Source organism: Streptococcus sp. HMSC078H03, assembly GCF_001808655.1.
GTDB lineage: Bacteria > Bacillota > Bacilli > Lactobacillales > Streptococcaceae > Streptococcus > Streptococcus salivarius_G.
On sequence record NZ_KV794113.1, the window covers coordinates 52,366 to 75,568 of the forward strand.

Consider the following 23,203-nt stretch of genomic DNA (forward strand, 5'->3'; position numbering starts at 1 on the left):
CTTTAGGAAGCGTGTTTTCATCACTCTGAACATACAAAAAGAGAAGACCTATCAGGTCCTCTCTAGATGTTAGCTTTTCGTCACCCACTACAGTTGACAAAAAGTCCAAAAGGTTTTCCTGATATAAAATAGACATGAAAAAAGAGAACCGAAGTTCTCCTTTTTATTTTATTCTATTAGTTTAACACTCTAGGTGGGTAAGCAAGACCATTCTTATCAAAGTAAACGTAAACTCCTGGCTGGATTTCTACCCATGTGCTGACAGCTCTCTTACCACTATCACCATAGTAATAGCTGATTCGACCATTGCCAGCACTTACTGTTTGCCCTTTTACTTGTTTACCATCTTTAGCAAAGTAATAAGTATCGTCACCAATTTTAACTTCACCAGTCACTGACTTACCATTAGCACCGATATAGTACCAATTGTTGTCTCCTGTTGTGAAGAACTCATTAGTCAAGCGCTCACCTGTTGCAGCATCGTACTTGCTATAAGTACCATCTGCATTCTTAACAACACCACCCTTAACTTGGCTTCCGTCTGCATTAAAGTAGAGGTGTTGTCCATTGATAACTTGGGCACCAGTAACAGTCTTACCGTTAGCGCCTGCATAGTACCAAACATTGCCATCAGTTGTGAAGAATTCGTTAGTCACTAGCTCTCCAGAACCGTCTTTGTACTTGCTATATGTACCGTCTGCATTCTTAACAACGCCGCCTTTAACTTGACTTCCATCTTCATTAAAGTAAAGTTTTTGGCCGTTAATCACTTGGGCACCTGTAGCAGCAACACCGTTTGCATCAAAGTGGTACCACTTACCATCGATATTTCTCCAAGTATTCTTGATAGCATTACCAGTGTGTGCGTCAAAGTAATAAGTTTTACCTTTAAAGGTTACTAACTTATCTTTAGCTTGGAAACCGTCTTCTCCAAAGTATTGTGTGAAGCCATCAATAACCGTAACACCTTTGGCCATGACACCTTCATTAGTGAAGTAACGGAATTTCACAACCTTAGACTCTTTACCGTCTTTATCAGTTTCAGTAACGTCAAATTTAGTGTAACCACCCTTGTACATTTGACCTTTAGAGTTATAAAGGTATGTATTACCATTAGCATCAACGTAGAAGGCATTGCTCAACATGATACCATTTGGCAAGAAACGATAAACGTCTTTACCATTTGGTGAATATTCACCATTGGTAACCATGTGACCACGCGCATCAAAGTAATAAGTATTACCATTGAAGGTTACAAAGGCAGACTTAGCTTGAGTACCACTTGTACCGAAGTAAGTAATTCCTTTACCGTCATTTGAGAATCCAGTAACAACCTTTTCATTGCCTGTCAATTGAAGAGGAATGAAGTTACCATCTTTAGTGACTGTGAAGTATTTACCAGTTGCTTCATCGCTAAGTACATAGCCAACACCACGTTCAAGAACGTTTGTTCCGTTGAAGTATTCAGCCTTCCATTGTTTCAATTTAACAGAATCATCAATTGGTTTACCAGTTGAGATCATGTTTACCTTGAACATTTCAGGGTATTTAGCTTTAAGCTCAGCCAAGAATTCACCACCGTATTTAGCTTGGTAATCTTTACCTGATGACTTAGTATTAGCTACATAAAGCGAGTGATCAATGATAGCATCCGCAATCGTACGTCCTGCACCATCAGTACGAGTTGCAGTTACGACTTCTTTACCTGGCAATTGGTAAATTTGGTCTGGAACCCAGTCAGCGATCGCTTGGATACCAGCCTTGTGAAGTGCTTTAAGCGCATCTCGTAAATCTTCTTTAGAACCGTATTTATTGTTCTTACTCATGGCAAGATCGTAACGGTCTGCAAAGGCATAACCATTTTGGATAACTGAGTCAAGGAAAGTACCATCATCAGCAGATACAAATTGAGGTGCCATTTCAAATGATGTTACGCCCCATGACTTGAACAAATCAACATTTTCAGCAATCTTACGGTTAGTATAAACTGAAGGATCTGAACCATCTGGAATAGTTTGGAAGTTAGAGAATCCTTCGTAGATCAATTGTGAATCATAAGCTTCAGTCGCTTTAAGAGTCAACTCTCCTTCTTTTTTAGCTTCTGTTGAAGGCGCTACTCGAATATCTTGATCATCTGAAGCTCCAACTGGAACCCAAACTGCTACGAAACCAGACATATCAAATGTTTCATAACCCTTAATGTCATTCGCACCGAAAGTCAAGACACCGTTGCTGTCTGTTTCTTTCACGTAACCTGCTGCGATTGCATCTGCATCAGATGTAAAGTTCTTGATACCATCAGCTGTACCAACAATCAAAGCACGGTATTTTTGGTTGGCATGGATTTTACCCATTTCAACGTTTAATTTAGCTGATTGATCCAAAGTCAATTTTGGATTGTTAGCTACAAGTGTTACCTGACCAGATGTACGGCTGTATTTAGAACCTTCTGTATCATCAGCTGTCATGATGTCTTTACCATAACGTACTGAAGCATAGACTTCATTTGTACGGTAGAGTTCAACATCTGAATTGTCCATCTTACCATCAGTTGGCAACCAGTATGAACGTTGAGCTTGTCCACCAGATACATACTTGATACGATTCTTCATCAAGTTAACAATGGTATCGTAATATGGAGACTTAGTTTCCATGTAATTACCATTATCTGTATAAAGGTCTCCATAGTAGACACGAGTGATTGTTTCCATGTTTTGCAACATAACAGCGTATGCTGCTGGGATGTTGTTCAAGGTATATTTTTTGTCGCTGCTGAGCATGTCTTTGTTATAAATCTCAAAGGCTTTCTTCATTTCAGCATCAGTGATTGTGAAACCATCTGATTTTGGATTGATTTCTTTCTTGATGATTTCAGCAATAATATCTTGAACGTTGTTATCATGGGCTCGGATAAAGACGTAGTTTCCTGACGCATCTCCGTATTTCTCGTTGTATTTACCGATTGTAGACTGTTTAACTGTTCCGTCTTCGTTATAGGCCTTACTTCCATCTTTGTTAATCCAATCAGTCTTAACATCACGTTGTGTCGTGTTGAAAGTATTGTTATACAAAGGACTTACAGCTGGTGTACGTTCTTTGATTGGTTTAGCCAATGAGAAGAGGAGAGCCAAACGTTGTTTGTTTTCCATGGCAAGCGCATCACCATCTGTCTTGTCATTGTAGTGGTTGTCATTAAGACTCCACGCTTCAAGGACTGAGATGTGGGCAAGAGCGTTTGCTTCAGATTTGTTAACACCATAGTACTCACGGAAGTAGTTTGTGTAGAGTTGAAGCATGTCTGCATTGACATTATCTACCGCGTCGACACGGATACCATCGAAGTTAGCATCCTTGTCACCCATAACGATTGAACCCCAGTTCATAAGGTAGTGAATTTGGTTCAATTGTTCCGCTTGAACAACTGGGTTTGATAAATCTACGTCATTAGCAAGCAAGAAGTCGAAACCACCCATGTGGTTTGGATCTGATTGCTCATCAAGAACCGATTTGTCAATTGTACCAGTCTGGTTAGTTGCTGTACGGTTCAAAAGACGATAATTAGAGTTCGCCCATGGTGTACGTGAATCATTTACATAAAGAAGGGCACCACCTTGAAGGTGATCTTCGCCGCCACCTTTAGAGTAGTTTTCAGTTTCTTTGTTCCATTGTGGTTGTGTCTTAACAAAGGCAGAGATAGTTTCACGCAACCATTGTGTTGATTTTTCAGCCTGAATCTTTTGTTCAATCTTAACTTGGATATCCTTAGCAGCAACATTCAAAGTTTCTTGCTTATCTGTACTTGAATATTTAGCATCCAAATTGAAGACTTTAGACATGTAGTTCAAGTAGTTAACTTGAGTATCTACATTTGGCCACCAAGCCATCAAAAGTGGACGGAAATCTTCTGCCGTTGATGCTTGCCAAGTTACACCATCTTTGATGATAGAAGCTGGACGGTACCAGCTATCTGCAGTCAAATAACCATCAATCAATTCAAAGCTAGCTTCAGATGAATCGTAGGCACGGTTATTTATTGAGAAACCATCAACAATATTTGTTGTTCCTGGTGTGAAAGAGTATGTTGATGAGCTTGTAAGGGCACCATCTTTACCGAAGTAAAGCAATTGACCTTTTACAGTAATGGCAAAGTTTTCTTTGTGTGAACCATCTTCATTAACGTAGTAATATTTACCATCAATGTTTTTGATGTTATTCAAAGAGAGAGCTGCCTCAACCTCTGAATCTTTTAAAGCAGCTTCTGGCGCTTTAACTTCAGTGTTTACAACTTCAGCCTTAACTGTAGCTGGTTGTTCTTCTGCTTTTTCAGTTGTAACAGCTGGTGCATCTGTTGTCACAACTGCTTCTTTATTTGGAACAGCTGCCACTGCTACATCAGCAGTTGTTGCTGTTGTAGCTGCTTCAGCTGTTGGTTGTGTGTTCGTTGTAGTTGCTGTTTCGACAGCATTTGTTTCTTTAGCAGGTGTTAAAATATCTGCTTCTTTTGTATTTGTACGTTTATCGACTTCTTTGGTTGCTTCTGTAGAAGTAACTAAATCGGCTGTTGTATCTAAATTTGGTTGAGTTACTATCTTATCTTGAGTTTCATCCGCTGAAACTGAAGATGTTGTTGCAGACAATCCTCCTACGACAGTAGCAAGTGCTGCAGAGGCAACTGCAATTGTGACCCATTGCTTCTTAACTTTATGAAGCTTATAGTGTACCTTATTTTCCATTATAATTTTCCCCGTGATTTTATTTGTCAAAATCAGACTGAAATCTATCCGATTTCAAACAATTACATTATATCATTATTTTCTAACTATTTCTCGAATTAATTGTTTTTTTATAAATTATATGTAACATAACAGCAACATTAGAAAAGTTTTGTAACACACCTATTTCATAGGCTTTCAATTCTCATTTTCATATCATTTGATAAGTAAAACTATTTTCTATAAAAACCACTAAAACCCTTGATACAATGGCTTTTACAACGATTCTGATTCAAAATTGATATTTGTCAGATTTTTTTCTTTAAGGAGCAAAAAAAGGCAAAATTTCTTTAAACGATTCTCGTTTTCAAGAAATTTCACCTATAAATTCATGTCAAATCATATCGTTTTTCACTTAATCTCTCAGATTAAGATTAGATTGATTGATTATTTATCAAAATCAGCATAACCATTTTCATCGAAGAAGACAGTCTTACCGTCTTGGAAAGTGATCCATGTGTTTGTCACACGTTCTCCAAGAACTGATTCGTAGTATTCCACTCCTTTTGGTGTGCTGATTGGGCTACCTTTAACTTGACGTCCCAAATGATCAAAGTAATACTCTTTACCATCGATATTTTGGCGTCCTGTTACAGCCTTACCATCTTTGAAGTAGTACCAAACATTGTTACCAGTTGTCAAGAAACGGTTATTGAGACGCTCCCCTGAATCTTTATCATAGTAAGAAAGTGAACCATCAGCATTCTTAACAAAGTCACCTTTAACTTGGCTACCATCTTCTTTGAAGTAATAGTTTTTACCGCCAATGCTATAGGCACCTGTCACGATTTCACCATTATCTTTGGCATAGTACCATGTCTTACCACCATCAAGAGTGAAGAAATCAGATTTGACTTGGCTTCCATCAGCATTGAAGTAATAGTTAAGGTGGTCAATTGTTTGACGACCTGTGGCGAGGTTACCATCCTTATCAGCATGGTACCACTTGCCGTTTACTTCGAAGAACTTGTCTTTAACCTTGTAACCATTATCTACAGTGTAGTAGCTAATCTTGCCATTTTCAGTAACAAATTCACCTTTAACTTGGGCACCATTTGCACGGAAGTAGTATTCGTGACCATCCAAAGTAAGGGCACCTGTCACATTTTTACCAGCTGCATCACGGTAGAACCATGTTGAGCCATCTGTTGTGTAGAATTCACCCTTCTTAGCTTGTGCATAGCCTTGATCATTGAATTCATACCAGATACCATCGATTTCAGCCCAACGATTTGTGTAGGCATTACCTGAATTTTTATCGAAGAAGTAGAGTTTTCCGTCTGGAGTAACATACTTAGTACCTTTAGCTTGGAAGCCATTTTCATCAAAGTATTGCAATCCTCCACCAGCATGAGTCAAGCCAACAGCCATTTCTCCAGTTGGTGAGAAATAACGGAATTTAGCTTCTGTTTCTGAAGTACCTTCTTTCGATACATCGAATACAAAGTAACCATCTTTGTACTGCTCACCAAAGCTACCAAAGTAATAATATTTACCATCCTGTTGATAAATAGAATCACGAAGCTGGATACCGTTTGGCAAGAAGAAATAAGTCTTACCATCGACATCTTGACGACCAGTTAACATATAACCTTCTTTATCGAAGTAATAGTAATTTCCAGCATATTTAATGAAGGCATTCTTAGCTTGGAAACCACTATTATCAAAGTAGGCCATACCCTTACCATCATAGTAGAAACCTGTCTTACCACCTTGATCTGTCAAAGGTTTTGGCAAGAAGATACCATTATCAGTAACTTGATAGTAGCGACCAGTAGCATCGTTACTGAGAACATAACGACTACCACGACCAAGGATATTAGTACCATTCATGTACTTAGCAGACCATTGCTTGATTTTAACAGATGGATCAATCTTCTTACCAGTTGATATCATCACATCTTCAAACAACTGTGGATATTTCTTTTGGAGCTCATCAAGGAACTCACCACCATATTGAGCTTGGAAGTCCTTACCTGATGATTTAGAATTTGCAACATATAAAGTGTTATTGATATAAGCATTGGCCTTTGGAGTACCATAACTATTAGCACGTGTTGCTGTTACAACTTCTTGTCCTGGTAATTGGTAAAGTTGATCTGGTACCCAGTCAGCAATTGCTTGAATACCTTGCTTGTGAAGGGCTTTAAGTGCATCACGAAGATCTTCTTTAGAACCGTATTTGTTATTCTTGCTCATGGCAAGGTCATATCGGTCAGTAAAGGCATAACCATTTTGGATAACAGAATCAAGGAAGGTACGGTCATCAGCCGATACAAATTGAGGAGCCATCTCGAATGATGTGATTCCCCATGACTTGAAGAGTTCTGCATTTTCTGCAATCAATTTATTAGTATATTGGCTATCTTTTTCAACAAAATCTTGGAAGTTTGAGAAACCTTCATAGATAACTTGTGAGTCCAATGCTTCAGTAGCAGAAAATGTCTTGTCAAGTTTCTTATCTGAACCTTTAACACGGATATCTTGGTTATCAGGCGCACCTACTGGTACCCAAACACCAAGATAACCTCTCATATCAACAGTTCGATATCCCTTGATTTCATCTCCACTGAAAGTCAAGTTCCCTTCAGCATCGGTGTATTTAATTTTTCCAGCTGCAGCTGCATCATTCTCGTAAGTGACAATTCCCTTATCAGTACCAAGAAGTAATGGACGGTAGGCTTGGTTAGCATGAAGTTTACCCATGTTAACTTTCAAAGTACCATCACCCAGTGAGAAATCCTGATTATTGGCAATAAGTGTCAACATACCAGAATGTTTACTTGTTTCTGCTACACCCGTAGTTTGGTCAGCAGTCATAATATCTTTACCGTAACGAACAGATGACAAGATTTCTTTTCCATTGAACGTGTCGACTTTCATCGATTGTCCACCTGAAACATATTTCATACGGTTCTTCAAGAGCGTTGTGATAGCATCGTAGTAAGGAGACTTGGTAGCCATATATTGGCCGTTATCCGTATAGAGATCTCCATAATAAACACGAGTTACCTGCTCCATATTTTGAAGAATCAAAGCATAGGCAGCTGGAATATTGTTAATAGTATAACGTTTTTCTGCCTTCTTCATATCTTCATTATAGATTTCAAAGGCACGTTTCAATTCAGCATCAGTCATGGTATAACCATCTGATTTTGGATTGATCTCTTTTTGAACAATATCACGAATGATATCTTGAACAAGGTTATCATGAGCACGTGCAAAGATATAGTTAGCTTGTGTATCTCCATACTTACTATTATTTGTACGGTCTGTCAAACTGCTAGTAATCAAATCTTTCAATGAAGAGCCCGATCCATAAAGTGCACCCATAATTGCATAACGAAGGTTATTATCCATGGCAAGGGCTGCACCATCATGTTTTTGATTATAAGCATTATCATTTAAATCCCAAGCTTCAAGGATAGAAATGTGAGCGAGTGCATTGGCTTCAGATTTATCCACACCAAAGGCTGCTCGGAAGTAGTTTGTATAAACTTGGAGAAGGTCAGCATCGACATTGTCAACTGCATCAACACGGATACCATCAAAGTTAGCATCCTTATCACCCATAACAATTGATCCCCAGTTCACAAGATAGTGAATTTGGTTCAACTGCTCAGCTTGCACAACTGGATTTGAGTTATCAACGTCATTGGCAAGTAGGAATTCATAACCACCCAAGTATCTTCCTGTACCATTTAGAGAACCATCTTGGTTACTTGGTGTACGGTTAAGCAAACGGTAATCAGAATTTGCCCAAGGTGTCTTGTCATTATTGACATAAAGAAGAGCTCCCCCTTGAAGGTGGTCAGCAAGGGTATAGTTTTCAGTTGTAGTATTCCACTGGTCTTGTTCTTTTACAAAAGACTCAATTGCTTGACGAAGCCATTCAGTTGATTTTTTAGCTGAAATTTCTTGTTCAATCTTAATTTGAATTGTCTTAGCAGCTGCATTCAATTCAGATTGACTTTGGCTGGTTGAATAAGTTGCGTTAAGGTTAAAGTGTTTAGAGAAAGTATTGAGGTAGGCAACTTGTGTATCTACATCAGGCCACCATGCCATCAAAAGTGGACGAAAGTCTTTCTCAGTTGATACACGCCATTTTTCACCATTTTCCAAAATAGTGACTGGACGATACCAGCTGTTTGGTGTCAAGTATCCATCTACCAACTCGAAGCTTTCTTTCTTAGAATCGTAAGCACGATTATGTGAAGAGAAAGCATCAACTAGATTAGTTGTACCTGGTGTGAACGAGTGTGTTGATGTGCTTGTCAAAGCACCATCTTTACCGAAGTAAAGCAACTGGCCATTAACTGAAACAGCAAAGTTTGTTTTGTATGAACCATCTTCTTTGACATAATAGTATTTACCATCAACTTGTTTGATGTTGTCCAAAGAGAGTGCTGCTGTTTCTTCTTTTTCAGTAACACCAGATTTTGGTTTTTCAGCTACTGTAAGCGTTGTATCTGTCGCTGCTGCAGCTGGTGTTTCTGTTGTCGCACCATTTGCTACTGCTGCACGATCAGTTGTTGCTGGTGTTGCGGTATTAGTAGTTGTATCTGCTGCAGTGGTTGCTGCCGCAGGGGTTTCGACTGTTGCAGTATCAGCAGCCTTGTCAGTTGTTGTTGCTGTCGCATCTGTCGTAGCAGTTGCTGCAGGAGCGGCTACTTCATGCGTTTCGACGACAACATCGCTTTCAGCTGTCGTAGAGGCAACTGGTTGAGTTGTTTCATCAGCTGAAACCTTTTGATTGGCAACTGTAGCGCCACCTACGATAGAGGCAAGTGCTGCCGAAGTGACGGCAATCGTCACCCACTGCTTCTTAACTTTGTGAAGCTTATAATGTACCTTTTTTCCCATTTTAGGTCCTCTTTTCATTTTCCTAGTTTGAATGAAATCTACATAATTCAAACAATTTCATTATAGCATATTTTTTTCAGCCTTTTCGAGTCTTTATCAAGTCATTTCAATTTTTAATCATAATGTAAATTGAAAAACATTTTGACAATCATTAAAAACTACCGAATGTCGAAAACGGTAGTTTTTTCTATATTTTTAGGAAAATTTTTAGAGGTAATTGAGAGGTAAATAAACTATCTCTATTCAATCAGTTAGCGATTTTCAAGTCAGCTATTAAGCAAAAACCACATTATGTTGGACCCTGTAGCTGACTAAAAAGAGCAAGGTTTCTGTAACCAATTTTGCCAGAACCAGGCCTAAACCAATGGCAACTAGACTACTAAGTAAGAAATAGTTACAAGCCAGGAGGACCAGGACCAACATAAAGTAACGAACACTCGATCTAAAGAGGGAGCTTGTCGGATTAAAGACCACATTAGCGTTCAGTAGACACTGGCTGGAAGCCGAAATCACACGAGCTAGCACGACCGAAAGGAGCAGATTCTTCGTCAAGGCAAAGAGCACAAATAAGGCTGTTGCATCAATGACTGAGGCCAAAACAGCCGTGCCAGAGAACTTTAAAAAAGGGCTGTAAATACGGATGGAATCACGAATGGGGCGAAAGTGCGAACTTTTATTTTCCTCCAGATAAACGGTCTCAATAGGGACTTCAGAGATTTGATGGCCTGACTTTTTGGCTTCAAGCAACATATTAAACTCGTACTCAAAACGATTGCCATCCAGATTAAGAAGCCATGGAATCAGGTCGGTTGACATGCCTCGAAGCCCTGTCTGAGTATCTGTCACCTTTTGGCCAGTTACTAGACGGAAGAGTCCAGCAGTCACCTTATTTCCAAAGCGGCTACGTGCTGGCACCTTACCAACAAAGGCACGCGCACCCAAAACAAGATGACTGGGATTTTCCTCGATTGCCTTGGCCACACGGACAATATCTTTAATCAGATGTTGACCGTCACTGTCAACTGTGACAATAGGTTGAGCCGAAAGGTGCTGACTGACTACTTCTTCTTGAATGTGAGCAAAGGCAGTTTTGAGAGCAGCTCCTTTTCCTTTATTGATAGGATGGGTAAGGACAGTCGCTCCAATAAAAGCCGTTTCGTCGTAATAGTCGTTATAGCCTGGGCCACTCCCATCATTAACAACAATAATACGGGCTTTAGGGAGTTTTATGGTAATATCTTGAACCACCTGAATCAGGCGTTTGTCTGGTTCATAAGCTGGAATAATAATATACATAGGCACTTCCTTTCTGTTTCATCCTATGACTCTTTAGTGACCTCCGCCAAAGCCACCTGGTTGCCCACCACCTTGGGGACCACCGTCACCTTGAGGGCCACCGCCGCCAGGCATTGAGTTTTCAATCTTAGTTTGTTTTTCACCATTGATAGTAATGTCACCACCGGTATAGGTCGCTGAACCGTCGAAGTCAAAGCCAGACTGACCAGTCAAATTGATCGTTCCACCCGATACAATAATATCGCCGTTAGAGTCAATTGGGTCTGTATCGCCCTCGCCAACCTCAACATTTAGGGTTCCACCAGTCATCTTGAAGAAAACCTCACTTTGACTGGCATTAGCATTGGCCGCATTGATACCGTCATCTGTCGCATAGACATCGATATTTCCGCCATTAATAGTCACCGATTTACCTTCGATACCTTCGGTTGATTTTTCAACTTTGTAAGTACCGCTATCAATAATAAGGTCACCAGAAGTATGGATACCGTCATCACCAGCTTTGATGGTCATGGTATTGTCAGACAGATACATGGTACCTACTGAGGTGTCGTCATCATTATCAACCTTAACAGCATCTTCTTCAGCCTCAATAGTCATAGTTGTTCCTGTGATATTGAGTTCATCATTGACATTGAAGGCATCACCGACTGAGGAAATCTTATAGGTACCGCCAGTCATATGAAGGCTGTCATTGGCTTTAATACCGTTGTTTTTCTTGGCATCAATGTTTAGAGTACCTGAACCGTTAATGGTCAAATCTCCTTTAGAGAAAATCACAGCATCCGCATCTTCATCACTATTAGAACTTGAATCAGAAAGTGTGTTTGTAGTGCCATCTTTAAGTGTCAGATAGACATGACCAGCTTTTGTGGCATTGATTGCTGCATTTGTATTTGTCATGGTAGCACCATCCAAAACAATATGGACATCGTCTGAATCACCAGCGTCTACCTTGATTTGCACACCGTCGGATTTTCCTGAAATGACGTAGGTCCCAGCTTTGGAGATGGTTACAGTTGAACCTGATAGGGATGCACCATCACCTGAAACATCCGCAGATGAGCCTGATAACTTAATCTTAGTAGCTGAACTTTCATTATAAGAGGTATCAGAATCTTTAGAAGTAAAATAGTTGCTGTTGTTCTTATTTGTTTTCTTGCTGGTCGTTGCTGTTACAGCACTTGTTTTTGATGTAGTGCTTGACGTCGTCCCAGTTGACTGACTGCCTGATTGGCTACAAGCTGTCATGACTGTTAGGGCAGTCGCACAGGTCAATAAAGTCGTCCATTTTTTTAGTTTTTTTGATTTCATATTTTTTCCTCTCGGGTTCGTTTGGATGATTACAGTTTACGGGTCTTAGCTAAAACATTTCTAAAGGTTAACTAAAACTTATCTTAAGTTAAGTTTGGTGAAAGTTTATCTTAGGAAAACTTTCAGAAAAATCCCATAGACTAATAGGCGAGCAAGTAAGTGCTATAAAATAGTACATTTTCGCTCAACTTTTCTACTATAAAAAAGAATTAAAACAATAAGTCGACTGTTTGGAAATAGATGTTCCTACAACAAATTCCCTATTTCCCTGGGAGTTGCTTTACGGCTTTGTATCTTATCTAATTGAACTCGCCTACAACTCGGTGGAAAAAGATGGGCCCTGCTTGGAGATAAACTCCAGCGACTGGTCCCCCTATTTTCCTGGGAGTTGCTTTACGGCTTTGTATCTTATCTATAAAAGGAGTTTTTTCATGGTTAAACAATTGGAAACACGTTTTAAACGTATTGAAACAAAATATGTGGTCTCAAAGGAAAATCTTGAGGACCTGCTCACTGATCTTAAGGAGTATTTGGTAGAGGATGATTATCCGACATCTACCATTTCAAATATTTACTTTGATACGGATAATTTTGACGTCATCCAAGATGCCCTAGATGGTAATCACCGTCAAGAGAAAATCCGCATGCGTACCTACCTAGCCAATCCCAAAATTGATAGTAAGGTCTTTTTAGAGGTTAAAGCCAAAGATGATGAAGGAATCGGTCATAAGTTTCGTCTCGTTTCAACACCGCTTGCCATCACTAACTTGATGACAGATGGTAAGAATCATGGTCAAATCACTGACCGCCAGCTATTACAGGATATCCACCACTTACGTCAACGATATGATGAGGGGCTTAAACCTCGTATGTATATCTACTACGACCGTTTTTCGATGAAAGTAAAAGAGACTATCGAAGGCTATGCCTACAATAAAGTTCGTGTTACCCTTGACCAAAATTTGACTTACCGTGATGAAGACGTCAGTCTCTTTAAGGGAAATCATGGGTTTCCCCTTCTAGATGAAGATACGATAATCATGGAAATCAAGGCACCTGGACAAAAACCAGACTGGCTTCAAGCTATCTTAGATAAACATGGTTTGGAAGAGCAGAAATTCTCAAAATACAGCTGTGCCTACCATAAATCTCAAGGTCTAGACTACGGACCACGTCCAGCACAAGAAAAAGGAGCTGCCGCCTATGTCTAATCTCTTCAATTCTATCTTTAATGATGCGACCGCAACCGCTAGTCCCCTTCAACTCATGCTGGCCTTACTGGTCAGCCTTGTTTTAGGATTGGCCCTAACCTGGACTTACAAATACCGGACCCTCTACACCAGAGAATTTGTCATCAGTTTGACCCTACTTCCATGTTTGATGACCCTAGTTATCTTCCTTGTCAATGGTAGTTTGGGAACCTCTATTGCCGTGGCAGGGACCTTTAGTCTCATTCGTTTTCGTTCAGCGACTAGTGGTTCCAGAGAACTGATTGCTGTCTTTATGGCTATGATTATTGGTCTGGCATCTGGGACAGGCTACCTCTTACTAGCCGTCCTCTTTACCATCTTCCTTTTGGCTGTTTGGCTTCTTTTGGAAAATCGTCAAAGTCGTACCGACAACCAACGTCGTAGGCTCCTGACCATTAACGTCCCTTACCAAGACTTGATTGACCAAAAAATCACTAAAGCCCTGCTCAATTTCACCAGTGAATGCGACCTGATTTCCCTTAATACCACAGGTGGAGGCGAGACCATGCAACTGGTCTACGAAGTGGACTTGAATCCCCAAGTGGACGACTTCCAATTGACTAATCACCTGATTTCAAACATTGAAAATTGTGATCTTGCCCTAACCAAAAAAGCTAAAAAGAAAAAGAATTTGTAAGACAAAAAAACATCTCCAACTGATTTTCGGAGATGTTTTTGCATGCTTTGAGGTTAACATTTTCACTTAGCTATAGCCTATACCTCTATGCCGCCAGTATGGAGTGCGAGATTATCGCAGGAATCAAAGTATCATCTAATCATCGTCATCTTGGACAACCTTGCCATCTTGTATGTTAAAGGTATAGCCAATATATCCGGAATTGTCATAATAAGCGGAATTTTCTTTATCAGTTGTGAAATAATAAAATTCGTACTCTCCGTTAGGAAGCTTGCTAGCATCCAGTTTAGTTGCGGCCTCTTCTAAATCTTTCTTACTGGTATTTTCTGTATCACTTACTCTTATTGACATAGTAACAATATGTTCATCAATCATTGTTTGATAAGGAATTTGATAATAGCCATAAAAATCATGCTTGCCATTTTTACGGTTTTCTTTGGCTATGCGCACTAAATTATCAGAAGCCTCTTGATCTATCAGTGTATTATCTTTGAAAGAGAAATTTTCGATATCAAGGCCTAAAGATTGCTTTTTAAGCTCCTTAAAGAGTTTTTGCTCTTCTTTTTTTACAGATTTTTGTTGTAAATAGGTTTCCGAGTAAAGGCCAGGAGTCAGATATTCTTCACTATAAACTGTCCAGTCCAGTTGAAATGTAATTTTTCCATCTAATATTATGGGTTGATTATCGCAGGTTTCCTCTGAATAGATATAATCGACATAAATGCCTGCACTATCTAGAAACACCTTTTCGATATGCTTAACTTGGACCTTTCCCTTAAAACCATTATGAGCCAAGATTCTTTGCGTTTTTTTCCCTGGCTTTTGAGTAAGTAATTGGAAGTAGCACTGTGCAACGAACTAAAAGAATAGAACAGAGGAGGAGAATAGCTAAGTAAGAAAACTTTAAAATATTAGGAGTATTTTTCTTCATAGTACATCCTTCCTTTCCTCAATGATTTGTATAAATAAGCACACCAAATCCTTCAAATAAAACGAGCTTCCTTCACTCCTATCATAGCATTTTAAAGCGCTTTCTCATGGTAGTTAGAGGAACAAAATAATTAAAATTCCTCATAGAAAAAAAGCCTGAAATTAATCATCACTTCAGGCTTTTCATCTTAGTTCAAATCGGTTGAGATAATCCTTAATAATCTGTTACTTCTTTTCGGTCATGGACATTGCTTTGTTTGCCTTGACGTGCTTTAAGTACGTCTTCTACGTCTTCAGGGCTGACCCCTGTTTCAACGAGCATGACTGCTAGGTGATAGAGGACGTCTGCTGTCTCGTTGGCAATTTCTTCTTTATCACCATTTTTTGCTCCAATCACAACTTCTGTTGCTTCTTCACCAACCTTTTTAAGAATCTTGTCTAGGCCCTTGTCAAAAAGGTAATTGGTATACGATCCTTCTTTGGGATTTTTTTTACGATCTAAGGCTTCCTTATAAAGTGTTTCTAACATAGCTACTCCTATCTATCTTGATTGTCATCATATATATCCGTAAAGAAACAGCTGTAGGCTCCTGTATGACAGGCTGCTCCTTCTTGTTCAACGGCGATAAGCAAGGTGTCCTGATCACAGTCAGTCTTGATGCTTTTGACATGTTGGAAATGACCAGATGTAGCTCCCTTATGCCAAAGCTCATTTCTAGAACGGCTCCAGTAATGCATTTGTTTGGTCTCAAGGGTCAACTGATAGGACAGCTCATTCATATAGGCCAACATGAGCACCTGCCCCGTCTTGTAATCTGTCACAATGACTGGTACCAGCCCGCCTTGTTTGTCAAAATCAAGTTTAATCTCTGTCATTGTCTCACCTCAATTCCTGTATTTGTCAAGACTTGTTTGGTTTCGCCTATATTCACCTCACCAAAGTGGAAGATAGAGGCTGCCAGAGCACCCGTCGCTGTTGTCTTTTCAAAGACTTCTACAATATCCTCGATATTTCCCGCGCCACCAGAGGCAATAATCGGAACATCAACGACCTCCGCCACACGATTGAGCATTTCCAAGTCAAAACCAGACTTAGTGCCATCCTTGTCCATGCTAGTTAAGAGAATCTCTCCAGCCCCCAAGGCGACGACTTCTTGAGCCCATTGGATGAGGTCTCTACCTGTATCCTTACGGCCACCTGCCACAAAGACATGCCAGCTCCCATCAGCCATCTTTTTCGCATCAATCGCAGCCACTACACACTGATTTCCAAATTTTTGAGCACAATCAGCGATTAGTTGTGGATTGGCAAGGGCTGAGGAATTGACGGCAACCTTGTCAGCACCGGCTTTGAGCATCTTGTTCATGTCTTCGACTGAACGGATACCACCACCTACCGTGAAAGGAATAAAGACCTGATTGGCAACACGACGCACCATGTCAACCGTTGTTTCACGATTATCTGAAGTAGCTGTGATGTCCAAGAAAACAAGTTCGTCACAACCAGCCTCATAGTAAGCACGCGCAGAATCAACAGGGTCTCCAACATCTGTCAGATTCACAAAATTAACCCCCTTTACGACACGGCCATCCTTGACATCCAAACAGGGAATAATACGTTTCTTAAGCATATTAACCTCCGAAAGACTTGAGTTGGTCTAATGTGATATTGCCGTTATAGTAGGCTTTGCCGACAATGGTTCCTGCTACACCAATCTCTTCTAGGTGATCTAAGTCAGCTACTTCTGCAATTCCACCTGAAGCAATGACTTTGGCGGTCGTGAGTTCAGATACCAAACGTTTGTAGTGATCAAGATTGGGTCCTGTCAGTGTGCCATCTCGATCAACATCTGTATAGACAAAGAGGGTTACGCCCATCTTTTCCATTTCCTTGGCCAAGGTGATGTAGTCTACATTGCTTGTTTCCAACCAACCTTCGGTAGCGACAAACCCTGCCTTGGCATCAATACCCACGACAATTTTATCGGCACCAAATTCCTCTAAAGCTGCTCGAACGAAGTCAGGATTTTTAACGGCCATTGATCCGATAATGATACGGTCGATGCCAACTTCCAAATAGTCACGAATCTGCTCCAAAGTACGGATACCGCCACCAACTTCGATGCCAAGTCCAGAAACCTTCTTGACCTCTGCAATCAAGTCACGGTTAGTGGCACGACCATCTAGGGCACCGTCCAAGTCGACGACATGAATAAATTGAATGCCCGCATCCTTAAAGGTCTTTGCCTGCTCAATAACATCTGGATTGACAACGGTCTGTTGGTTGAAATCTCCTTTAAAGAGACGAACAGCCTGTCCATCCTTAATATCAATTGCTGGTAGAATTTGCATCTCCCCTACCATCCTTTCTAACTAAAAAGTCTTTGCTCTCACTAGCTTCTAGGCTTTACATAAACCTGCAAACTTTTCAAGAATACCTAAGCCAATATCCCCTGATTTCTCAGGATGGAATTGAGCCCCATAAACATTATCTTTATGGATCATGGCTGGCACCTCAATACTATAATCTGCGGTAACATCAATGTATTGGCTAGGGACATCTGTGAAATAACTGTGAACGAAGTAGACAGCTTGGCCATCTAAACCATCTGTCAAAGGGCTGGCTTGCTTAACAGCCAAATTATTCCACCCCATATGTGGGACAGGTTGCTCCTTGCAGGCTGGAATAGGACGGCAGACACCTGGAATAAAGCCAAGACCATCTGTTTCTTCATGTTCCAGTCCTTTTTCTGTTAAAATCTGCATGCCTAGGCAAATTCCCAAAAGGGGAACTCCCTGTGCGACTGCCTCTTTGATAACAGCTACCAAGCCTCTTCGCTCCAACTCTGCCATAGCCGTTGGATAGGCACCTACACCAGGTAAAATCAACCCATCTGCAGCTAGGATTTTTTCTTTATCGGCAGACAATTCTGCAGTCACACCAATCTTTTCAAGGGCACGCAGAACATTTGCGGTATTCCCCGCATCGTAATCAATGACGATAATCATAGCATCCCCTTTGTCGAGTTTACGCCGTGAATGTCAGGATTGATTGTGATGGCTTCACGCAAGGCACGTCCTGTAGCCTTGAAAAGACTTTCTGACTTGTGGTGATTGTTTTTTCCGTGGAGAATCTTGAGGTGGAGATTCATCTGAACATTGAAAGCCAAGGCTTGGAAAAATTCTTCTACCAGTTCTGTGTCAAAATTACCTAATTTTGGATTATCGAAACTAGCATCAAAGACCAAGAAGCTACGTCCAGACAAGTCTAAACTTGCCATGCCAAGGGTTTCATCCATAGGTACAAAAGCCGTTCCATAACGGTTGATTCCTGCTTTATCGCCCAAGGCCTCTTTAAGAGCTTGACCAAGGACAATACCGACATCTTCAACAGTGTGGTGACTATCAACCCAAAGGTCACCATCAGCCTTAACCACCAAAGACATACGACCGTGACGGGCAAACAAGGTCAACATGTGGTCAAAAAATCCGACACCTGTTTGAATATCTACTGGTTCTTGAGCATCCAAGTTAAGACTTAACTTAATTTTGGTTTCAAAGGTATTACGTTCAATTTCTGCTTGTCTCATAACTTCTTCCTCTACTCTCTCAGTTATTGTCGTTTCTGACTTCAATTGCCTTGGCGTGGGCCTGCAAACCTTCTGCGTAAGCCAAGGTTGTGATATCGTGCTGAGCCTTATTGACTGCGGCCTTATCGTATTGCGTATATTGGATACGTTTGACAAAATCGTGCACGCCTAAAGCTGATGAAAAGCGGCTGGTTGCTGTCGTTGGAAGAACATGGTTGGCACCTGCATAGTAGTCGCCAATTGGTTCGCTGGTAAAGTGACCAAGAAAGACGGAACCAGCATTTTCCACTTTTTCCAAGTAATCATAGGCATTGTCCATAGCAATTTCCAAATGTTCTGGCGCAACCAAGTTCATGAGCTCGAACATGCCATCTGTATCATTGGCAATAATAATACGGCCGTTATTTTCGACAGATGGACGAGCAATCGCCTCACGTGGCAAAAGCTTGAGTTGACGTTCAATCTCACTTTCAACCGCATCAGCCAAGGCTTCAGAATCTGTGACCAAAATGGCGCGTGCGCGTGTATCGTGCTCTGCTTGAGACAAGAGGTCAGCTGCCACATAGGTTGGATTGGCACTACTATCAGCAATGACACCAATTTCTGATGGCCCTGCAATCATATCAATACCGACAATACCGTAAACTTGCTTCTTTGCAGTCGCCACGAAAATATTACCAGGACCTGTAATCTTGTCCACCTTTGGAATCGTTTCTGTACCAAAGGCCAAAGCCGCAACCCCTTGAGCCCCACCGACTTGGTAAATGCTATCCACACCAGCCAATTTTGCAGCTACCAGAATTGCAGGAACAAAGTGTTCTTGTGGCGGCGTAATCATAATAATCTCTTTAACCCCAGCAATTTTAGCAGGAATGACATTCATAAGAACTGATGATGGATAAGCCGCTGTTCCTCCAGGCACATAAACACCCACACGATTGATGGGACGAATCAATTGACCACGAATAACACCCTCACTTGGTTGGTCCTCAAAACCAGCCTCCAACTGATGCTTGTGGTAAGATTCAATGTTTTCTTTGGCACTAACTAGGGCTTGGTAAACCTCTGGATCAATCTCTTTAAAGGCTTGATCAATCAAATCCTGTCCAACCTCAAAATCAGTCAAGTCAACCTTATCAAATTTAGCTGAATAGTCACGAAGGGCCTCGTCTCCTCGTTTTTTGACATCCTCAATAATGGCTTGAACCGTGCTTTCAACGTCTCTATTTTCTTTTGAAAGTTCCAATTGCTCCTGATAAAGAAGCTCAGCAATTTCTTTATTTGTTCCAGTTAATCGTTTCATTCGAACGGTACCTCCTCGTTTCCTACAAGTGATTCAATCTTACGAATGAATGGCAGGACTTCCTTATTGTTTTTCAAAGAAGCCTTGTTCACAATCATTCGTGCTGAAATCCTGCAAATATCTTCATAAACTTTTAGGCCATTTGCAACAAGGGTATTCCCTGTTTCTACAATATCAACAATGGCATCCGCTAGACCAATAACAGGGGCAATCTCTACACTCCCTTGAATCGAAATAATCTCAACATCCTCACCCTTTTGATTAAAATAATCCGTCGCAATGGTTGGATACTTGGTCGCAATACGTTTACGCTTATGGTCATCAGGATTATAGTCTTCTGTTGATGCTACGGAGAATTTACAAAGACCAAAATTAAGGTCTAACATTTCCAAATAGCCTGTCGGATGTTCGACCAAAACATCCTTACCGACAATCCCAATATCTGCGACACCGTGTCTAACATAGGTAGTCACATCTGGAGCTTTGACCAAGAGAAAACGGAACCGGTTGTCAGGACTCTCGAAAATCAAATTACGTCCCTTATCGGCCATGAAAGACATGTCAAAGCCAGCTTTTTCCAGTAATGTAACCGTATCTTTCTCAATACGTCCCTTGGTCAAGGCAATTGTGATTTGATTGCTAGTCATCCAAGTCACCTCCAAATTCCACATCGTCATGTACTGCTTGATAAACTGAGTCGATATCAATGGCCCAGCCAACCGCTGTTAACTCGGTAGCACCAAAGCGTTCAAATAGTTTATCATAACGGCCACCTGATACAAAAGCATCTGGTACCTTGTCACCGAAGACCTTAAACATCATGCCTGTATAGTAAGGCACTGCTGGCAACTGCGCTAAATCAAGTGTCGTCTCTGGGAGACTATCAGCTAGGCGATTGGTTAAGACTTCCAAACTATCCAAAGCCGTCAAAAAAGCTTCACTGTCTGTTAACTGTCTCGCCTTGGTCAAGACAGCCTTTGTCTCACCAAAGAGGAATGGCAACTGCTCCAAGACCTTGTCATATTGGCTTGGATTTTCTTTGGTGAATTCCTTGAGGCCTGTGATTGATTTATCACGGATATAGGCCGCCAACTCTGCTTCTTTTACTGCTGGAAGGTTTAATTCTTCAAAAATGAGTTGCAAGAGGCGGGCATGTGAAAATTCAAACTTGTAATTTTTGACCCCTGCAGCATCTAGAGCCTCTTTAGCAGAAGCTATTGCTTCTTCCAATGCCTGATGAACTGGAAAACCAATGATTTCCACACCAGCCTGCGTATGCTCATTGGACAAGCCACGCATCTCCTCATTGTAGTTAAAGACTTTTCCGGAGTAAGAAAATTTAATCGGTGTATGAACTTGAGTCGAAGCAATCACGCGCCCAATTTGGCTGGTAATATCAGGACGTAAACTAACAAGATCTCCATTTTTATCAAAGAAATTATAGTAACCATTGTCCACAAGATCACTAAAGACTTCAAAATGCTCTAAGGTTGGTGTCTCAATTCGAAGGAAACCCTTTGTCATCAACAAGTCACAGATACGGTGTTCAATCTGATACATAGTACGTGCACGTTTGAAAAGTTTATCGTGCATTCCTAAGGCTAATGTCGTTTTTTTCATGCTTGTAACTCCTGTATTGTCATTAATACGCGCTCCATCTCATCCTGCGTCCCAATAGAAATGCGTAGTCTGTCTGAAATACGCTCCACTTTTGGAAAATAACGGACATAAATTTTCTTACTTTGGAGGTAGTCAAACAATTGACCTGCAGTCACTCCGTGAGGTTTGACCAAAACAAAATTGGTTTTTGAAGGTAAGATATCAAAACCAATCGCCTGCAATTCTTGGCTAAACCAGTCACGTGTTGCCATAATCTTTGCGCAAGTGTCCTCATAGTAGTCCCAGGACTTAACCGCTGCAGTCGCCAAGACTTCCGCAATGCTATCCACATTATAGGGGTTGACTGAATTCTTGACAGCATTGATGACAGCCATTAGTTTAGGACTTCCTATGCCGTAACCGACACGCAGACCAGCAAGGGAGGCATCCTTAGAAAAGGTCCTAGTGATAAACACATTGTCATACTTTTCTAGAAGAGGTAGGGCAGTCTCCCCACCAAAGTTAATATAGGCTTCGTCAATAATCACAACTACTGACTGATTGGCCTTTACGATTTTCTCAATTTGATCGAGAGGTTTATAAATACCTGTTGGCGCATTTGGATTTGTAATGACAATCCCACCATTTTCAACCAGGTAATCTTGAGTGTCTATCTCAAATGAGCTAGTCAAAGGCACTTCTCTAAAAGGAATGTGGTATAAATCTGCCCAAACCTTGTAAAAACCATAGGTCAAATCTGGAAACAAGACTTCTTCCTCACTGTTAAAGAAAGCTAGAAATGCCATTGACAGGACATCGTCTGACCCATTTCCAATGATTACTTGATCGGCAGGAACACCTAACTGTTCAGAAAGATTTTGACGTAAGGCAGCCTGATCCAAAGTCGAATACTTGCGTAACTGATGGGCATCAAAGTATGCTAAAGCTTGATGGACTGCTGGACTTGGTCCATAGGCATTTTCATTAGTATTCAACTTAATGATATTTTTCTCAGCAGGCTGACTACCCGCCACATAGGGTTCAATCTTTCGTAATCCTTTGATTTCCATAGTTTATCCTTTCTGTTCAACTCCGACCATGTATACTGCTAGCTACAAATGCTAAAAGCAAGAGTAACAAAAAACGCCCTCGCAAAAACAACTTTTGCAAGGACGTTAGCACGTGGTTCCACCTTAATTCGAACAGGGGTCACCCCCTCTTCCTCATGAAGTCACAAGGTGTCTCTTGTAACTCCCAGTCTCTAACGGAACCACCCGTCGTACACTACTGTCATTCAGAGTTCGCATACGCTCTCAAGAATGTGTCGTCTTTGATCTCATGCGTTTTCAGCTTCCCGCATTCTCTGTCAAGCGATCAGACTTTTTCTCTCAACGATTTAGATTTGAAATTATTCTACATGAAAATTCAGAACAATGCAAGCCTTTTTTGTATATTTTTTATAAAAAGTTGAAAATCATGTATATTTAATAGCCAAAACAAACTGCTGTGAAATTGAGTTCAAATAAATAAAAAGTTGATGCGGTATCTTTTTACAAACCAAGTGGATCCCTAAAGAGACTTCTGACTGTGATAGCTTAACTGGAAACCACTATTTTTTCAAGTACTTTCATCACTACAGAAGATCTCGT

At 40.7% G+C, this 23,203-nt stretch carries 17 protein-coding genes; 2 read left to right on the forward strand and 15 right to left on the reverse strand.

All coding sequences use genetic code 11. The features are described 5' to 3' along the window. Positions 1–176 precede the first annotated feature (176 nt). The 4 genes from HMPREF2607_RS06170 to HMPREF2607_RS06185 form a co-directional block, all read right to left on the reverse strand. Complete coding sequence (locus tag HMPREF2607_RS06170) at positions 177–4,733, reverse strand: glycoside hydrolase family 70 protein (protein ID WP_070476356.1); 4,557 nt, start codon at positions 4,731–4,733, stop codon at positions 177–179. Between the two features lie 426 nt (positions 4,734–5,159). Beyond that, positions 5,160–9,635, reverse strand: coding sequence for a glycoside hydrolase family 70 protein (locus HMPREF2607_RS06175; RefSeq protein ID WP_070476358.1), 4,476 nt, complete (start codon positions 9,633–9,635; stop codon positions 5,160–5,162). 273 nt (positions 9,636–9,908) lie between these two features. Further along, positions 9,909–10,931 carry a glycosyltransferase gene (locus tag HMPREF2607_RS06180; protein ID WP_002884005.1) on the reverse strand — a complete coding sequence of 341 codons (1,023 nt, stop codon included), beginning with the start codon at positions 10,929–10,931 and terminating at the stop codon, positions 9,909–9,911. 33 nt (positions 10,932–10,964) lie between these two features. After that, positions 10,965–12,245 (reverse strand): carbohydrate-binding domain-containing protein, encoded by a 1,281-nt coding sequence (locus HMPREF2607_RS06185; protein ID WP_070476360.1) that lies wholly within the window; start codon positions 12,243–12,245, stop codon positions 10,965–10,967. Between the two features lie 431 nt (positions 12,246–12,676). On the opposite strand from HMPREF2607_RS06185, the gene HMPREF2607_RS06190 reads away from it, so the two are divergent. Further along, positions 12,677–13,456 carry a polyphosphate polymerase domain-containing protein gene (locus tag HMPREF2607_RS06190; protein WP_064520545.1) on the forward strand — a complete coding sequence of 260 codons (780 nt, stop codon included), beginning with the start codon at positions 12,677–12,679 and terminating at the stop codon, positions 13,454–13,456. Continuing rightward, positions 13,449–14,132 (forward strand): DUF4956 domain-containing protein, encoded by a 684-nt coding sequence (locus tag HMPREF2607_RS06195; protein WP_064520544.1) that lies wholly within the window; start codon positions 13,449–13,451, stop codon positions 14,130–14,132. The genes HMPREF2607_RS06190 and HMPREF2607_RS06195 overlap by 8 nt, the downstream gene beginning before the upstream one ends. 135 nt (positions 14,133–14,267) lie before the next feature. Here HMPREF2607_RS06195 and HMPREF2607_RS06200 read toward each other — a convergent pair whose 3' ends face one another. From HMPREF2607_RS06200 to hisC, 11 genes are all read right to left on the reverse strand, one after another. After that, positions 14,268–14,927, reverse strand: coding sequence for a hypothetical protein (locus HMPREF2607_RS06200; protein ID WP_070476362.1), 660 nt, complete (start codon positions 14,925–14,927; stop codon positions 14,268–14,270). A 349-nt stretch (positions 14,928–15,276) separates the two neighbouring features. Then, positions 15,277–15,591, reverse strand: a complete 315-nt coding sequence (gene hisE / locus HMPREF2607_RS06205) for a phosphoribosyl-ATP diphosphatase (RefSeq protein WP_064520542.1) — start codon at positions 15,589–15,591, stop codon at positions 15,277–15,279. A gap of 8 nt (positions 15,592–15,599) precedes the next feature. Beyond that, complete coding sequence (gene hisI / locus HMPREF2607_RS06210) at positions 15,600–15,938, reverse strand: phosphoribosyl-AMP cyclohydrolase (RefSeq protein WP_014634297.1); 339 nt, start codon at positions 15,936–15,938, stop codon at positions 15,600–15,602. Beyond that, entirely contained in the window at positions 15,935–16,693 is a 759-nt protein-coding gene (hisF, locus tag HMPREF2607_RS06215) for an imidazole glycerol phosphate synthase subunit HisF (RefSeq protein ID WP_064520541.1), read from the reverse strand. The genes hisI and hisF overlap by 4 nt, the downstream gene beginning before the upstream one ends. 1 nt (position 16,694) lies before the next feature. Further along, on the reverse strand, positions 16,695–17,414 hold the full coding sequence (gene hisA / locus HMPREF2607_RS06220; protein ID WP_022495758.1) for a 1-(5-phosphoribosyl)-5-[(5-phosphoribosylamino)methylideneamino]imidazole-4-carboxamide isomerase: 720 nt from the start codon (positions 17,412–17,414) through the stop codon (positions 16,695–16,697). A 48-nt stretch (positions 17,415–17,462) separates the two neighbouring features. Continuing rightward, the gene (hisH, locus tag HMPREF2607_RS06225) at positions 17,463–18,071 is read right to left on the reverse strand and encodes an imidazole glycerol phosphate synthase subunit HisH (RefSeq protein WP_014634295.1); all 609 of its coding nucleotides are present in this window, start codon (positions 18,069–18,071) and stop codon (positions 17,463–17,465) included. Continuing rightward, positions 18,068–18,652, reverse strand: a complete 585-nt coding sequence (gene hisB / locus HMPREF2607_RS06230; RefSeq protein ID WP_002888923.1) for an imidazoleglycerol-phosphate dehydratase HisB — start codon at positions 18,650–18,652, stop codon at positions 18,068–18,070. Before hisB ends, hisH begins: the two co-directional genes overlap by 4 nt. Before the next feature lie 19 nt (positions 18,653–18,671). Continuing rightward, a complete protein-coding gene (gene hisD / locus HMPREF2607_RS06235; protein WP_014634293.1) occupies positions 18,672–19,955 on the reverse strand; it encodes a histidinol dehydrogenase in 1,284 nt (427 codons plus the stop codon). Next, positions 19,952–20,602 carry an ATP phosphoribosyltransferase gene (hisG, locus tag HMPREF2607_RS06240; RefSeq protein ID WP_014634292.1) on the reverse strand — a complete coding sequence of 217 codons (651 nt, stop codon included), beginning with the start codon at positions 20,600–20,602 and terminating at the stop codon, positions 19,952–19,954. Before hisG ends, hisD begins: the two co-directional genes overlap by 4 nt. Continuing rightward, positions 20,595–21,575: an ATP phosphoribosyltransferase regulatory subunit gene (locus tag HMPREF2607_RS06245; RefSeq protein ID WP_014634291.1), complete on the reverse strand. Its 981-nt coding sequence runs from the start codon at positions 21,573–21,575 to the stop codon at positions 20,595–20,597. Before HMPREF2607_RS06245 ends, hisG begins: the two co-directional genes overlap by 8 nt. Beyond that, the gene (gene hisC, locus HMPREF2607_RS06250; protein WP_014634290.1) at positions 21,572–22,624 is read right to left on the reverse strand and encodes a histidinol-phosphate transaminase; all 1,053 of its coding nucleotides are present in this window, start codon (positions 22,622–22,624) and stop codon (positions 21,572–21,574) included. The genes HMPREF2607_RS06245 and hisC overlap by 4 nt, the downstream gene beginning before the upstream one ends. Positions 22,625–23,203: the final 579 nt, after the last annotated feature.